Below are 14,572 nucleotides of genomic sequence, written 5' to 3' on the forward strand. Positions count from 1 at the left end.
GGAGTTCAGAGGCTGTGGGACGCGCCGGCGGGTATGGTCGCGCCGGTGCCGAGGCCGGCGAGGAGCTCGCCGGCGAGAATGCGGGTCGCCGCGGCGTCGCAGGCGGTGCCGAAGACATAGAAATCGGGGCGGACGGCGACGGCGGAGCAGCCGTGCCCGGTGAACCACTCATGGTAGGTGCCGTCCACGTCGAACAGGACATCGCCGCTGGTGGGAGCCTCCCAGGCCAGGGTGGCGACACGGACGCCGGCGGCCTCCAGCGCGGTGACGAGGCCGTCGCGGTCGAGCTCCCGGCGCACCGGTTCGGTCACCAGCAGGTGGAAGCCGTGGCCGATGATCTGGTCGAGGCGGGCGCGGCGGGCGCCGTCGTCCACCACGCCCTGGACCGACAGCTCTCCCCGCCCGGGCGCCGACTCCTTCGCCAGGAAGCCCGTCGCCAGACCGGGGAAGCGGATCTTCTCCTGTTTCCGCCCCTTCGCCCGCCGGGCGAGCAGCTCCCTGTTGCGGGCAGCGGCGGCTTCGGGGTCGCGGATGGTCTGCAGCCGGCCGAGCTCGATGCCCTTCTCGACGACCGCGCGTACGTGCGGCTCCCGCTCGGGCTGGTAACTGTCGAGGAGGTCCTCCTCCGCCCGCCCGGTCAGGATCAGGTCCAGCTTGAAGGCGAGGTTCTGCGCGTCGCGGACGCCCGAGCACATGCCCTGCCCGAGGAAGGGCGGCATCTGGTGCGCGGCGTCCCCGGCGAGCATGATCCGCCCGATCCGCCAGTGGTGCGCGATCAGCGAGCGGAAGGTGTACGTGGCGACCCTGATGAGGTCGGCGTCCTGCGGCCCGAGGTAGGCCGCGACCCTGGCCCAGACCAGCTCGGGAGCACGCTGGACGGCGAAGTCCTCCTCCGAGTCGAGCATGAAGCTGAACCGGTGGTGCGACGGCCCGAGCGAGATGATCGACGTCGGCCGGCGGGGATCGCCGACCTGGCGCGCCGGCGGCACGTCGACCGGCCGGCGCAGGCGGAAGTCGCAGACCATCCACGGCTCGGAGAATCCGTAGTCGTCCTGGTCGACGCCGAGCGACCGGCGGACGAAGCTGTTGCCGCCGTCGCACGCCACGACGTAACGCGCGGTCACGGCGCCGGGACCGTCGGGGCCTTCGACGGTGACCACGACGCCCGACGCGGTCTGCTCCAGCGCGGTCACCCGGTCCCCGTGCCTGATCGTCACCTGCGGGAAACTCCGGCAGACCCGATCGAGGGCCTCTTCGAGGTCCGGCTGGTACATCATGTACCACTCGGCCCAGCCGCTGCGGCCCACCTCGGCGTAGTCGACGTCGATGAGCACCTCGCCGTCGGCGTCGCACCACTCGTAGGTGCGCTGCACGTGCACCTTCGGCAGCAGCTCCTGGGCCACGCCGAGCTTGTCCAGCGTCCGCATCGTCTCGTCGTCGAAGATCGCGGCGCGGGGCAGGTTGTAGAGACCGGCGTACCGCTCCAGGACGATCACGCGATGCCCGGCCTGGGCCAGCAGGGCGGCCGTCGCCATCCCGACCGGCCCATACCCCACTACGGCGACATCGCACTCTCCCATCACCGTGTGGTGACCGTGTTGTGAGCTTGACATGCGGTCACCGTACTTTCCACTATTAATGAAGTCAATGCATATTGGTGAAACAGACAGAGGGGTACGGACATGCGCAAGATCGGCTTGGAGGAGCACTTCGTCACGGAGGAGCTCGTCGGCTACGGCGCCGGGACGGCCACGGTCGCCCGCCCCGACGCGTGGCGCGAGGCCTCGCGCCGGCTGCTCGACCTCGTGGAGGAGCGCCTGCCCGCGATGGACGCGGCCGGCGTCGACGTCCAGGTGCTCTCGCTCAACTCCCCCGGCATCCAGGCCGAGAGCGACCCGGCGGTCGCCGTGGCGCGGGCGACGGCGGTGAACGACTTCCTCGCCGGCGTCATCGCCGAGCACCCGACTCGCTTCGCCGGCTTCGCCGCGCTGCCCCTGCAGGACCCGCAGGCGGCCGCCAAGGAGCTGGAGCGCGCCGTCACCCAGCTCGGTCTGCGGGGCGCGCTGGTCAACGCGCACACTCAGGGCCGCTATCTGGATCACCCCTCGCTGCGTGTGGTGTGGGAGTACGCGGAAGGGCTCGACGTGCCGCTCTACCTGCACCCGGCCAACGGCTACGACGCTCCGCACGTGTTGTCGGACCACCCCGAGCTCATCGGGCCCATGTGGAGCTGGGGCACCGACACCGCCGCGCACGCGCTGCGCCTGGTCTTCGGCGGTGTCTTCGACGACTTCCCCAACGCGAAGCTGCTGCTGGGACACATGGGCGAAGGGCTGCCGTACGCGTTGTGGCGCCTCGACTCCCGCTGGGGCTTCCACAACCACCACGGCATCGAGCTGAAGCTGGGCAACCCGTCGGCATATCTGCGCCGCAACCTCTACATCACCACGAGCGGCGTCTGCTCGGCCCCGCCGCTCCTGTGCGCCCTGCTGGCACTCGGCGCCGACCACATCCTGTTCGGCTCCGACTATCCCTTCGAGGACATCGGCGAGGCCGCCGCCTTCCTCGACAACGCCCCCATCAGCGAGTCCGACCGGGCGAAGATCAGCCACCAGAACGCCGAGGCGCTGCTCAAGCTCTGAAAACGGCCCCGCCGGCCCCGCGAAGGGGCCGGCAGTGCCGCCATCAAGCCTTGAGCAGGGCGGCGGCGAGCTCGGCCGGACGGGTGAACTGGGCTTCATGGCTGCCCGGGTGCTCGATGACAGGCGTGTCGGGCCCGAGGCGCTGCGGGAAGCGGGGCGTCCAGCCGTGCTCGCCGGGCGGCAGGGCGAAGTCGTCGGTTCCGACCACGTAACTGGCCGGCACGCCGAGCGCCGCCGGGTCCACCGGGGTGACGGTCTCGGTGAAGTACCGCATCGGCTGCGGCACCAGCAGGCTGTGGATCAGGCGCTGCGTGCTCTCGTCGGCGTCCTGCATGAACGCGCCGCAGAACACCTCGTAGGGGAAGACGATGCTGTTGTTGCCGGAGGCCGCCGCGAGCTGGGTGAACATCTCGGCGTAGTGCGGTGGTACCTCCCCCATCAGGGGTGTGTCCTGCGCCGGGACGAACGCGCCCCAGTAGACGAGCTTGCGCAGCCGGGGCGCGAGCCGGTGGGCGGCGCCGGTCATCGGGTAGCCGCCCCAGCTGTGCCCGACCATGGTGACGTCCGCCAGGTCATGACGCTCGACGAGGTCGACGATGAAGTCGCCGACCTCCGCCAGGCTGTAGCGCTCGGGGTCGTCGCCGTCGGCCAGGCCTGGCAGGGTAGGGGCCAGGACGCGGTGCCCGGCGGCACGCAGGTGCTGGGCGACCAGCCGCCAGGTCCAGCCCTCGTGACAGGCACCGGTGATGAGGACGAAAGTCTCTGCCATGGCGTCTCCTCGTGACGTGGCGGCCCCGCCACCGAGCGTGGTGGTGAGTTCTTTGAAATATGGGCTAATAATGAGACGATCGTCAAGCAGTTGAAACATGTCATCGGGAGGCGTGAGTGAAGCCACGGTCGCTGGTCTTCGATGTGTTCGGCGACTACCTGCGCTATCGCGGAGGAGAGGTCCGGCTGCGCGGCCTGGTGGCGCTCATGGGGTGCTTCGACGTGCCCGAGGCGACGGTGCGCGTGATGGTCGCGCGGATGCGCAAGGAGGGCTGGCTGGAGGGCCGCCGCGAGGGCAGGGAGACCAGCTATGTCCTCACCGACGCCGCCTGGCGGCTGCTCGACGACGGCAGGGCGCGGATCTTCGCCCGCGAGCCCGGGCCGTGGGACGGCCAGTGGCACATGGTCATCTACTCGGTGCCGGAGTCGGAGCGGACCCTGCGCGAGCAGCTGCGCAAGCGGCTGGCCTGGCTCGGGTTCGGCATGTTGTCCGCCTCGGTGTGGATCAGTCCCCACGACCGGATCGCGCAGGTCAGGGCCGACTTCGCCGACCATCCCGCGATCCGGCTCGATGTGCTGCGCGCCCGCTCGGAAGGGGCCGCGGCCGACCGGGAGATGGCGGCCAGGTCCTGGGACCTGGCCGGGCTGGACAAGGACTACCGCGGGCTGCTCGACCACTACCGCCCCCGGCTGGCCCGCTATCGGGCCGGCGAGCTGCGCGGCAGGCAGGCGCTGGTCGAGCGGATGCAGCTGATCCACGACTACCGCATGTTCCCGTTCCGGGATCCCGACCTGCCGCCCGAGCTGCTGCCCGAGGGCTGGTGCGGCCGGGCCGCCCATGAGATGTTCCTCGAGGCCCACGGCCTGCTGCGGAGCGAGGCCGAGGCGTACGTCGACCGCCTGGTCGCCGATCCCACGGCCACCTGATTTGTGTCATTTCCTAGACGACGGTGAAACAAATGTCATATGTTGGCGGTCGTGAGAGTGAAGGAAGCACGATGAGGGTCGCGTGCGTGGGCGGCGGCCCGGGCGGACTGTTCCTCGCCACGCTGATCAAGCGGGACCGGCCGGAGTCGGAGGTCGTGGTCTTCGAGCGCAACCGCCCCGACGACACGTTCGGGTTCGGGGTGGTCTTCTCCGACGCCACCCTGGGCGCGATCGACGCCGCCGACCCGGTGCTCAGCGAGGCGCTGGAGAAGCACGGCCGGCACTGGGACGAGATCGAGGTGCGGGTGCACGGCGCGCGGGAGCGCGTCGGCGGCATGGGCATGGCCGCGGTGGTCCGCAAGACCCTGCTCACCCTGCTCCAGGAACGGGCCCGAGCCGAGGGCGTGACCATGCGGTTCGAGCACGAGATCAACGATCCGGCCGAGCTGGACGGCTTCGACCTGGTGGTCGCCTGCGACGGCGCCAACAGTCGGTTCCGGCGGATGTTCGCCGCTGACTTCGCCCCCACGGCGGAGGTCGCGGCCGCCAAGTTCATCTGGTTCGGCACGACGTACATGTTCGACGGGCTGACATTCGTCCATGAGGACGGCCCGCACGGGGTGTTCGCCGCGCACGCCTATCCCATCAGCGACTCGCTCAGCACCTTCATCGTGGAGACCGACGCCGACTCGTGGGCCGCGGCCGGGCTGGACGCGTTCGACCCGGCGACACCGCCCGGGGTGAGCGACGAGAGGAGCAAGGCCTACCTGGAGTGGCTCTTCCACGACCAGATCGACGGTCACTCCCTCGTCGGCAACAACTCCCGGTGGGCGAACTTCGCCACCCGCAAGGCGCGCTCGTGGCGGCGCGGCAACTGGGTGCTGCTCGGCGACGCCGCTCACACGGCGCACTTCTCGGTGGGTTCGGGCACCAAGATGGCGATGGAGGACGCCGTCGCCCTCGCCCAGGCCCTGGCCGAGACGCCGCACGACATCCCCGCCGCCCTGGAGCTCTACGAGCTGCGGCGCCGCCCGCAGGTCGAGAAGATCCAGAACTCCGCACGGCCCAGCCTGTCCTGGTGGGAGCACTTCGGCCGGTACGTGCGCGCCTTCGATGATCCGCTGCAGTTCGCCTTCCACTTCCTGAGCCGCTCCATCCCAAGGGCCAAGCTCGCCGTGCGCGACCGGCAGTTCGCCGAGCGGGTCGACCGATGGTGGCACGAGCGGCACGGAGCTCCCCCGCTGGACACTCCCTTCCTCAGCCTGCCCGGCCGCAGGGTGACCGCGACCGACGCCGCTCTCGTGGGGGACGACGGCACCGAGATCCCGATGGCCCCCTTCACCGGCCGTCCGTCCACCTCGGGCGTGTGGATCGACGCTCCCGGCAGCGAAGCCGATCTGCCGCAGGCCCTCGCTCACGTCCGCGCCAGCGTGGGCGCTCCGCTCATCGGCGTGCGCGGCGGGACTCCCCTGACCCGGGTGCTGGTCGCCGAGGAAGCGCGGCTCGCTCACGGCCTGCCTGCCGCGATCGTCGGGCACTACGACGACGACGCCGCGGCCACACTGCTCCTGTCCGGCCGCGCCGACCTCGTGGGAGTCGCCGAGTGAACCTCGATCCGCTGTTCACACCCCGATCCATCGCGATCCTCGGCGCCTCGGACGTCCCCGGCAAGCTCGGCACGGCCATGACCGCTTCCCTGGACCGCTTTCCCGGCCCGGTCATGAAGATCAACCCGGGCCGGTTCTTCCCGACCGTGGCCGCGGCGGTCGCGGCCGAAGGCGTCGCCCCTGACCTGGTGATCTCCTGCATTCCCGCCGCCCTGACCGCCGACGCGCTGCGTGAGGCGGCTGCCGCGGGGGCACGGGCGGCGCTGGTGTGCGCCGGCGGCTTCGCCGAGTCCGGCGCCGAAGGCACGGCCCACCAGGAGGCGCTGAGCGCGGTGGCGCGGGACACCGGCATCCGTCTCCTCGGTCCCAACACCTCCGGCTTCATCGCCCCGCACGCCTCGCTGACCGCCAGCTTCGTCCCGGACGCCAGGCACCTCGAGGCAGGCCCCGTGGCCGTGGTCGCCGCGAGCGGCGGTGTCAACCACGCTCTCGCCTTCGCCCTCGCCGACGCCGGGGTGGGCCTCCGCCTCGGCGTCGGCCTGGGCAACAGCGTGGACGTCACGCAGGCGGACGTCCTCGACCACCTGTCCGGCGACGACGGGCTCGGCGCGGTCGCCCTGCACGTCGAGACCGCGGCGGACGGCCGCCGCCTGACCGCCGCCGTGCGGCGTCTGGTGGACCGGGTCCCCGTCGTGGCCCTGGTCGTCGGCCGCAGCGACGTCGGCGACTTCGCCCGCTCCCACACCGGCGCGCTGGCCACCTCCTGGCGGGTCACCCGCGCGGCCCTGCGCCAGGCGGGCGCGGTCCTCGTCGATGACGAGCGGGAGCTCGTCGACGCCGTCTCCGCGCTCGCCCGCGTGCGCCTGCCCGCCCGGCCCGGCTCCGGCGTCGGGCTGGTCACCGCGCAGGCCGGCCCCGGACTGTTGCTCACCGACGCGCTGCGCACGGCCGGCGTCCGGGTCCCGCAGCTGGCGGAGCATACGGTCAAGGAGATCGGCGAGCTGCTGCCCGACCTGACCTACCAGCGCAACCCCGTCGACACCGGCCGCCCCTCCCGCACGTTCGCCCAGGTGATCGAGCACGTGTCGGCGGACCCGGACATCGACGTCACGGCCGTGTACGCGTTGCTGGAACCCGCCGCCCTCGACCTGCCCGCCGCGCTGACGGCCGCTCGCCCGGCCACGCCGCTGGTCGCCGTGGTCGGCGGCCCGCCGGAGCAGGCACGCCGAACCCGCGCGGTGCTCGGTGCGGCGGGAATCCCGTGCGCCACCACGCCGGCCGCCGGCGCGACCATGGTGCGGGCCCTGGCGCAGGACGCGGCCAACCGCAGCCGCCTCGGCGACGACGCCATTCCCACGACCTGGCCCGCGTTGGCGCTGCCCGATCCGGTCGACGAGCACACCGCCAAGCACGTCCTGGAAGGCTTCGGCGTCCGGACCCCCGAACGCCGCGTGTGCGCCGGCCCGCAAGCCGCGCATGCCGCGCTCGACGAGCTCGGCGGCCCGGTCGTGGTGAAGATCCTCGACCCGGATGTGCTGCACAAGACCGAGGTGGGCGGCGTCCAGGTCGGCGTCCGGACGCACGAGGACCTCGACGCCGCGCTCGACCGCCTGCCCGCCAGCCCGGCACTGCTGGTCGAGCGGATGGCTCCCGCGGGCCCGGAACTGATCGCCGGCGTACGCCGTGACCCGGTCTTCGGGCCGGTCGTCGCCCTGGGCGCGGGCGGGACGGCCGCCGAGGCGCTCGGCGACGTCTCCCTGCGCCTGGCGCCTCTGACGGCGAACGAGGCCGGCACCATGCTCGACGACCTCGCCACCCGCGCCCTGTTCCAGGGCGCCCGGGGCGCGGCGCCGGTGGATCCGGCCAGGCTCGCCCACGTCCTGCTCGCCCTCTCCTCCCTGGGCGCCGACCCGGCCGTGGCGGAGTGCGAGATCAATCCCCTGCGGGTCCTGCCCGACGGCGATATCGTCGCGCTCGACGCCGTACTGCTGCTCCGTGACGATCAAGGAGGGTCCGACGATGCGTGAGGGATTCGTCCCCTGGCCCGAGGAGACGGCCGACCGCTACCGCGCGGCCGGGTACTGGCGTGGCCGGCCGCTCGGAAGTTATCTGCACGAATGGGCCGACACGTACGGGGACGCGGTCGCCGTCGTCGACGGCGACATCCGGCTGACCTACCGCGAGCTGGCCGCACGCGCGGACGGGCTGGCCGTCCGGCTCCTGGCGGCGGGGCTGGAGCCGGGCGACACGATGCTCGTCCAGCTGCCGAACGGCTGGGAGTTCGTCACGCTCACCCTGGCCTGCCTGCGCGCGGGCATCGCGCCCGTCATGGCGCTGCCCGCCCACCGCGGCCACGAGCTGCGTTATCTGGCCGCGCACGCCGAGGTGACCGCCGTCGCCGTCCCCGACCGCATCGGCGATTTCGACCACCAGGCGCTCGCCCAGGAGATCGCCGCAAGCACCCCGAGCGTACGGACGCTCCTGGTCGCGGGCGCCGACGTGGACGAGAAGGCTGCCGACCTGCGCGCCCTGGCCCGGCCCGCGGACGATCCGGCCGCCGCCCGCGCCGCGCTCGACGAGCTCGCGCCCGGCAGCGGCGAGGTGGCCGTCTTCCTCCTGTCCGGCGGCACGACCGGACTGCCCAAGCTCATCACCCGCACCCACGACGACTACGAGTACAACGCCCGCCGCAGCGCCGAGGTCAGCGGCTTCGGCCGGGACACCGTCTATCTGGTGGCGTTGCCCGCCGGGCACAACTTCCCGCTCGCCTGCCCCGGCATCCTCGGCACCTTCATGAACGGCGGGCGGGTCGTCCTCGTGCGCACCCCGGAACCCGGCAAGGCGCTGCCCCTGATGGCGGCCGAGGGCGTGACGGCCGCGGCCGCCGTGCCGGCCGTCGCGCAACGCTGGATCGACGCCGTCGACTCGGGCCGGCACCCGGCGCCGGAGTCCCTGCGGCTGCTGCAGGTCGGCGGCGCCCGCCTCGCCCCGGAGGTGGCCCGCCGCGTGGAGCCGCTGCTCGGTTGCACGCTCCAGCAGGTGTTCGGCATGGCGGAAGGGCTGCTCAACTACACGCGCCTCGACGACTCCGACGACGTCAAGATCTACACGCAGGGCCGTCCGATGTGCCCCGACGACGAGATCCTCATCGTCGACACGGCGGACGAGCCCGTGGCCCCGGGCGAGATGGGCGCCCTGCTGACCCGGGGCCCGTACACCCCGCGCGGCTACTACCGGGCCGACGACCACAATGCCCGCTCCTTCACGCCCGACGGCTGGTACCGCACCGGCGACGTCGTACGGATGCACCCCTCGGGCAATCTCGTCGTCGAGGGCCGGAGCAAGGACCTCATCAACCGCGGCGGCGAGAAGATCTCCGCGGAGGAGGTCGAGAACCTCCTCTACCGCGTCCCGGGGGTCTCCCGGGTGGCCGCCGTCGCCAAACCCGACCCGGACCTCGGCGAGCGGGTGTGCGCGGTCGTGGTCCCCGAAGCCGGGCACCAGCTCACGCTGGAAGAGATCCGGCAGGCTCTGACCGGCATGGAGGTCGCCCGCTACAAACTCCCCGAACACCTCGTCCTCGTGGAGGAGCTCCCCCTGACCAAGATCGGAAAGATCGACAAGAAGGCGCTGCGCGACATCGTCCAGCAAAGGGGCTGTGTCGCGCATCACCCTTGGCGTGTGGATTTCTCCACAGATGATCCATTCCGCTCTCCGTAATGTCCGTGCTGCCGGACGAAAACCGGCAGCACCGATCAGGGGGAGGAACCCACATGCGTAAGACCCTTGCGATAGCGACCCTCGCCGGCTCGATGGCCGTCACCGGCCTCGCGCTCGCCCCGGCCGCCCAGGCCGCCACCCAGACGGCGACCCAGTCGGCCACCACCGTCGTCAAGTGGGGCAAGTTCTTCTCGAGCGATGGCAAGGCCTACACCTACGGCCACACCTTCAAGAAGGGCCACACGGTCTACACGAAGTGGTACGGGGTCGACAAGAAGGGCGGCAAGAAGGGCTGGGTCTGGTTCGAGTACTACCAGAACGGCGGCTGGCACAAGTTCAACCGCGCCTGGGACGGCAAGGTCGTCGGCAGCTGGCACGGTAAGGGGATCAAGAAGATCTACACCTTCACCTGCTGGGCCGGCAAGTTCGACAACTGCGGCAAGAAGTACCGCATCTACTAAACCTCCACACTTGAGGCCCGGCGCACCCACACCCCGCCGGGCCTCAGGCATGCTGCCCCGGCTTTTCCGAGGTGCGTGCGCCAACTCCCATCATCGGCGGCACGGCGACCCGAACATAGATCTTGTCACGTGGTCAATGCGGTGCTACCTCTTGCGAGTGCGCGTGATCCGCGCACACCCGGACACGCAGGAGGGAACCGACCGTGTCGTCGAAGTCCTGGTTACGCAGCAGCACCCTCATCGTCGTCGCGTTAGCCGCATCGGCTCTGGCCCCCACCGGGGCCGCCCAAGGCGAACGCGCCAAACCGAACATCGTCCACGACTTCCAGGCCGAGGAGCACGGCAAGCCGGACGTGGACAACCGGCAGGGCCGGGTGGCGCCGCCCGCCAACGCCCGCAGGGCGGGCCCCGCCGCCGAGATCCGCTGGAACGCTCTCGGTACCCCGGCCGCCGTCGTCAGCTCCGAACCCCTGGCCGAGGGCCTCGGTTCCGACCCCGAGCAGGCCGCACGCGCCTACCTCAAGAACAACGAGAGCATCTTCGGCCTGCCGGCCGAGGCCGTCGACGCGCTGGAGCGGGTCGCGGTCAACCCCATCGGCGCAGGCCACGCCGTGCTGCTGCGGCAGCGGTTCGGGGACCTGCCCGCCGGGGTGGACGGGCTCGTCGCGATCGGCGTCGTCGACGGCACGGTCAGGCACGTCACCTCCACGCTGTCGCGTGCCACCCAGGCGCCCCCGGCCGCCGCGATCAGCGCGCAGCAGGCCATGGAGATCGCGGCCAGGGACGGCGGCATCGACCTGGCCACGGCGGCCACCAAGCAGGCGACCCCGGTGGCGGTGCCCGCGCCCGACGGGGTGCACAACGCCTACCAGGTCGTGCTGATCGGCGGCGGGGACGGCGAGGCGGCGGCGTACACGACGCATGTGGACGCGGTCAGCGGCGCCATCCTGGTACGGGAGAACCTGGTCGATCACCACCAAGACCCGGACAACCCGCACTGGGAGGTGTTCCCGGCGAACCCCCGCGACGACTACTCCTCCACGGACACCCGCCAGACCTGGTGCTACCAGCCGGGCACCGGCTGTGACTACGTGAGCGGCGGCGACCCGGCGACCGGCAAGGCCTGGGACGTCGACCACGTCACCGGCGAGCCGACGAACACCAGCCTCGGCAACGCGGCCAGGACGTTCGAGAACCGGGCCAGCGGCGACCCGTTCACCGTCGGCACCCGCCCGAACGTGATCACGCCGAGCAGGAACTACGCCTTCCCGTGGCGCAACACCTGGTACGAGGCCAAGTGCAACCCCGCGGTGCTGGACCAGGAAGGCGAGAACGACCTCGAGGCCGCGATCGCCAACCTGAACGGCATGCACAACCGCATGCACGACTGGTCGTACCGGCTCGGCTTCACCGAGACCGCCTGGAACATGCAGGCCGACAACGGCGACAGGGGCGCGCTCGGCAACGACCCCGAGCAGGGCAACGCCCAGGCAGGCGCGCGGGTGCTGTCGGTACGCGACAACGCCAATCAGATCACCGGCCCTGACGGCGTCGCGCCGATCACCAACATGTACCTGTGGCAGCCGATCGCCGGCGCCTTCTACGCGCCGTGCGTGGACGGCGACTACGACATGTCGGTCATCGCCCACGAATACACCCACGCGATCTCCGGCCGCATGATCGGCGGCCCGGCCGCCGGGTGGAGCGGTGCGCAGGCCGGCGCCATGAACGAGAGCACCTCTGACCTGTTCGCGATGGAGTACCTCTTCGAGTACGGCTTCCGGCCCTCAGGCGCGACGCCGTACGTCACCGGCGGCTATGTGACAGGCGACAAGGTCCGCGGCATCAGGAACTATGACATGTCGAAGTCGCCGCTCAACTACAGCGACGTCGCCTACGACATCGTCGGCCAGCAGGTCCACGCCGACGGCGAGATCTGGTCGGCCACGCAGTTCGACGTGCGCGCGGCCTTCGTCAAGCGCTACGGCGACGGCACGTCGAAGCAGCAGCGCTCGTGCGCGGACGGCAAGACGCCGGTCGACAAGTGCCCGGGCAACCGTCGCTGGGCGCAGCTGTCGTTCGACGCCCTGCTGCTGATGGCCTCGGGCGCGGTCAGCTACGTCGACCACCGCGATGCGCTGCTCGCGGCCGACGCGATGCGCTTCGGCGGCAGGAACCACGACATCATGTGGCGCGCGTTCGCCGAGCACGGTCTCGGCAAGGGCGCGACGAGTGCGGGAGCGAACGACGCCGACCCGACGCCGAGCTTCGTCAACCCGGTGGGCAAGAACGGCTCGCTGCAGCTCAAGCCCCTGGGCGAGGCCAAGGACGCGGCGCTGCGGCTGTACGTCGGCGACTACGAGGGCCGTGTGGTCCCGGTCGCCGACACCGACCCGGCCACCCCGCTCGCCGACACGGTCGAGATGACGCCCGGCGTCTACGACTTCGTGGTCGCGGGCAACGGCTTCGGCCACCGCCGGCTGAAGTTCGCGGTGCTCCCCGGAGTGAAGCTGCCGCTGCCACTGGCGCTGCCCCGCAACCATGCCTCGGCGGCGAGCGGCGCCGCGGCCTCGGGCGACGGCGTCAACCAGCCCAAGCTGATCGACGAGACGGAGGCCACGAACTGGGCCTCGCTCACCGGGGCGCCGGCTGGCAAGTCGGTGGTCGTGGACCTGGCGGGCGAGGCACCCGTCCCGATCCGCCGGGTCCAGGTGAGCGCGATGCTCCGCCCCAACATCGGTGACGCCGCCGACCCCGGCGGCCAGAACCGTTTCTCCTCCCTGCGGGCCTTCGAGGTGCTGGCCTGCAGCTCGGGCTGCGCCGATCCGGCGAACTACACGAAGATCTACACCAGCCCGGCGGACGCCTTCCGCACGACGCTGCCGCGGCCCAGGGGCGCGGACATGATCTTCAAGTCGTTCGACGTCCGGCCGGCGGCCGCCACGCATCTGATGCTGCGCGTGGTCAGCACGCAGTGCACGGGCAACCCGCTGTACGCGGGCGAGCAGGACGACGATCCGAACTCCGCGACGGACTGCGCCACGGCCAGTGCGCAGCGGGACCAGGTCAGGGCGGCGGAGTTCCAGGCGTTCTCGCACTGATCCGTTCGTGAGAAGGGTACGGGCACAGGCCCGTACCCTTCTTCACCGCCACCCGCGATGCGGCCATGACCGAGCTCGGACGGACGTAGCGCCCTGCTACTGCTTGACGTCCAGCCACACCAGGCGGTGGTCGGAGCTGGGGAAGGGGAAAACGCCGGTCAGGCGCGACAACGGGTCACTGGACACCGGCCAGAAGACGCCGCCGCCCGCCACCCGCAGCCGCTTGGACGGCAGCACGTAGTCGGCCCGAAGATTGCCGGGCGCGGTGTCGGCGAAGTCGGCGGTGTCGTACTTGGGGTCGCCCTTGTGGGTGGCGTTCGCGCCGCCCTGCAGCGCGGCGGCCTCCGTCGCGCCGTCGCTCGACGGCGCGAAGCTGCTGTCGATCTTCGGGTGGTCGAGGAGCTGGTGGATGGCGCCCTGGTAGCTGTCGCCGTCGCTGGGGTCGGCGTTCTGGTCGCCGGCGATCACGAACGGCTCGCCGGCCGGCAGTCCGCCGCGCCGGCCGCGGTCGTCGTAGATGTAGCCGCCGCGGCCCGGGTTCGTGTAGTCGGCCCAGAGCCTGATCTCATCGTGGTTGCGGCGGCCGTTGCGGTCCTCCGCACCGTCGAACGTGGGCGGCGTCGGGTGGCTGACCAGGAAGTGCACCGTACGATGCCCGACGCGGACCGGCACGTCCCAGTGGCTCTTGGAGGACAGGCGGAACACCTTGATCTCTTCCGGCGAGTACCAGTCGGCGGGCTCCGGCGTGGCCGGATCGTCGGGCAGGGCGGCGCCGGGCATGTCCTTCCACAGGAACTTCTGGAAGGTGCGGATCCCGCGCACGTCGATCGGATACTTCGAGTAGACCGCCATGCCGTACTGACCAGGGAAGACCCCGAAACCGAACGCGTCGTCGCCGTAGCCGGGCGCGCCGGGCGTGGTGACGACGGACCCGTTGTTGTTCAGGTCGAACCCGGAGGCGATGCCGGTGTTGCTGGGGGCCGTGTAGCGGTACCGATAGGTGATCGGTTGCGCGCCGCCCTGGCCCACCGACAGGTAGTTGTCGTGGAAGAGGCGCAGGGCCGTGCCGTTGGCGTCGTAGTCGAACTCGTTGATGAGCAGGACGTCGGGGCGGGCCCGCTGGATGATCTCGGCGATGACCTTCGCCTGCGTGTTGTCCGGCGTGGACAGGTCGCTGACGAGCTGGCCTTCGACGTTGCGATTGAGCGAGGCGTTGAAGGTGGCGAACCGGGTGGCGCGGCTCGCGGCCTCGGCCGCGCCCGGCGCCAAGGGCAGGAGCGCTGCCGCGGCGGCGACGACGGACAGGACTCGACGGAATATCACGATCTTTCACCTCGCTGGAGGGC

10 protein-coding genes are annotated in these 14,572 nt (G+C 71.3%); 7 read left to right on the forward strand and 3 right to left on the reverse strand.

Features of this window, described 5'->3' with window-relative positions; genetic code table 11:
• Positions 1-5: 5 nt before the first annotated feature.
• Entirely contained in the window at positions 6-1,613 is a 1,608-nt protein-coding gene (gene mhpA, locus OHA25_RS51250) for a bifunctional 3-(3-hydroxy-phenyl)propionate/3-hydroxycinnamic acid hydroxylase MhpA (protein ID WP_327584119.1), read from the reverse strand.
• A 69-nt stretch (positions 1,614-1,682) separates the two neighbouring features.
• Between mhpA and OHA25_RS51255 the strand changes: the two genes are divergently transcribed.
• A complete protein-coding gene (locus tag OHA25_RS51255) occupies positions 1,683-2,642 on the forward strand; it encodes an amidohydrolase family protein (RefSeq protein WP_327584120.1) in 960 nt (319 codons plus the stop codon).
• Positions 2,643-2,685: 43 nt separating this feature from the next.
• Here OHA25_RS51255 and OHA25_RS51260 read toward each other — a convergent pair whose 3' ends face one another.
• Positions 2,686-3,411 (reverse strand): alpha/beta fold hydrolase, encoded by a 726-nt coding sequence (locus OHA25_RS51260; RefSeq protein WP_327584121.1) that lies wholly within the window; start codon positions 3,409-3,411, stop codon positions 2,686-2,688.
• A 116-nt stretch (positions 3,412-3,527) separates the two neighbouring features.
• Here OHA25_RS51260 and OHA25_RS51265 point away from each other — a divergent pair, with 116 nt between their 5' ends.
• The 6 genes from OHA25_RS51265 (at position 3,528) to OHA25_RS51290 (ending at position 13,226) form a co-directional block, all read left to right on the forward strand.
• Entirely contained in the window at positions 3,528-4,337 is an 810-nt protein-coding gene (locus OHA25_RS51265; RefSeq protein ID WP_327584122.1) for a PaaX family transcriptional regulator, read from the forward strand.
• A 71-nt stretch (positions 4,338-4,408) separates the two neighbouring features.
• Complete coding sequence (locus OHA25_RS51270; RefSeq protein WP_327584123.1) at positions 4,409-5,944, forward strand: FAD-dependent monooxygenase; 1,536 nt, start codon at positions 4,409-4,411, stop codon at positions 5,942-5,944.
• Positions 5,941-7,971, forward strand: coding sequence for an acetate--CoA ligase family protein (locus tag OHA25_RS51275; RefSeq protein ID WP_327584124.1), 2,031 nt, complete (start codon positions 5,941-5,943; stop codon positions 7,969-7,971). Before OHA25_RS51270 ends, OHA25_RS51275 begins: the two co-directional genes overlap by 4 nt.
• Entirely contained in the window at positions 7,964-9,664 is a 1,701-nt protein-coding gene (locus tag OHA25_RS51280) for a (2,3-dihydroxybenzoyl)adenylate synthase (protein ID WP_327584125.1), read from the forward strand. Before OHA25_RS51275 ends, OHA25_RS51280 begins: the two co-directional genes overlap by 8 nt.
• A gap of 53 nt (positions 9,665-9,717) precedes the next feature.
• The gene (locus tag OHA25_RS51285; protein ID WP_327584126.1) at positions 9,718-10,125 is read left to right on the forward strand and encodes a hypothetical protein; all 408 of its coding nucleotides are present in this window, start codon (positions 9,718-9,720) and stop codon (positions 10,123-10,125) included.
• Between the two features lie 203 nt (positions 10,126-10,328).
• The gene (locus OHA25_RS51290) at positions 10,329-13,226 is read left to right on the forward strand and encodes a M36 family metallopeptidase (RefSeq protein ID WP_327584127.1); all 2,898 of its coding nucleotides are present in this window, start codon (positions 10,329-10,331) and stop codon (positions 13,224-13,226) included.
• A 96-nt stretch (positions 13,227-13,322) separates the two neighbouring features.
• Here the strand turns inward: OHA25_RS51290 and OHA25_RS51295 are convergent, their stop codons facing one another.
• Positions 13,323-14,549, reverse strand: a complete 1,227-nt coding sequence (locus tag OHA25_RS51295; RefSeq protein ID WP_327584128.1) for an endonuclease/exonuclease/phosphatase family protein — start codon at positions 14,547-14,549, stop codon at positions 13,323-13,325.
• Positions 14,550-14,572 lie beyond the last annotated feature (23 nt).

The sequence above is a fragment of the Nonomuraea sp. NBC_00507 genome (assembly GCF_036013525.1).
Taxonomy (GTDB): domain Bacteria; phylum Actinomycetota; class Actinomycetes; order Streptosporangiales; family Streptosporangiaceae; genus Nonomuraea.

What these genes read in the sequence shown, in the direction of transcription:
- mhpA (WP_327584119.1), bottom strand. Translation starts at nt 1,613, where the DNA reads ATGTCAAGCTCACAACACGGTCACCACACGGTGATGGGAGAGTGCGAT.
- OHA25_RS51255 (WP_327584120.1), top strand. Translation starts at nt 1,683, where the DNA reads ATGCGCAAGATCGGCTTGGAGGAGCACTTCGTCACGGAGGAGCTCGTC.
- OHA25_RS51260 (WP_327584121.1), bottom strand. Translation starts at nt 3,411, where the DNA reads ATGGCAGAGACTTTCGTCCTCATCACCGGTGCCTGTCACGAGGGCTGG.
- OHA25_RS51270 (WP_327584123.1), top strand. Translation starts at nt 4,409, where the DNA reads ATGAGGGTCGCGTGCGTGGGCGGCGGCCCGGGCGGACTGTTCCTCGCC.
- OHA25_RS51280 (WP_327584125.1), top strand. Translation starts at nt 7,964, where the DNA reads ATGCGTGAGGGATTCGTCCCCTGGCCCGAGGAGACGGCCGACCGCTAC.
- OHA25_RS51285 (WP_327584126.1), top strand. Translation starts at nt 9,718, where the DNA reads ATGCGTAAGACCCTTGCGATAGCGACCCTCGCCGGCTCGATGGCCGTC.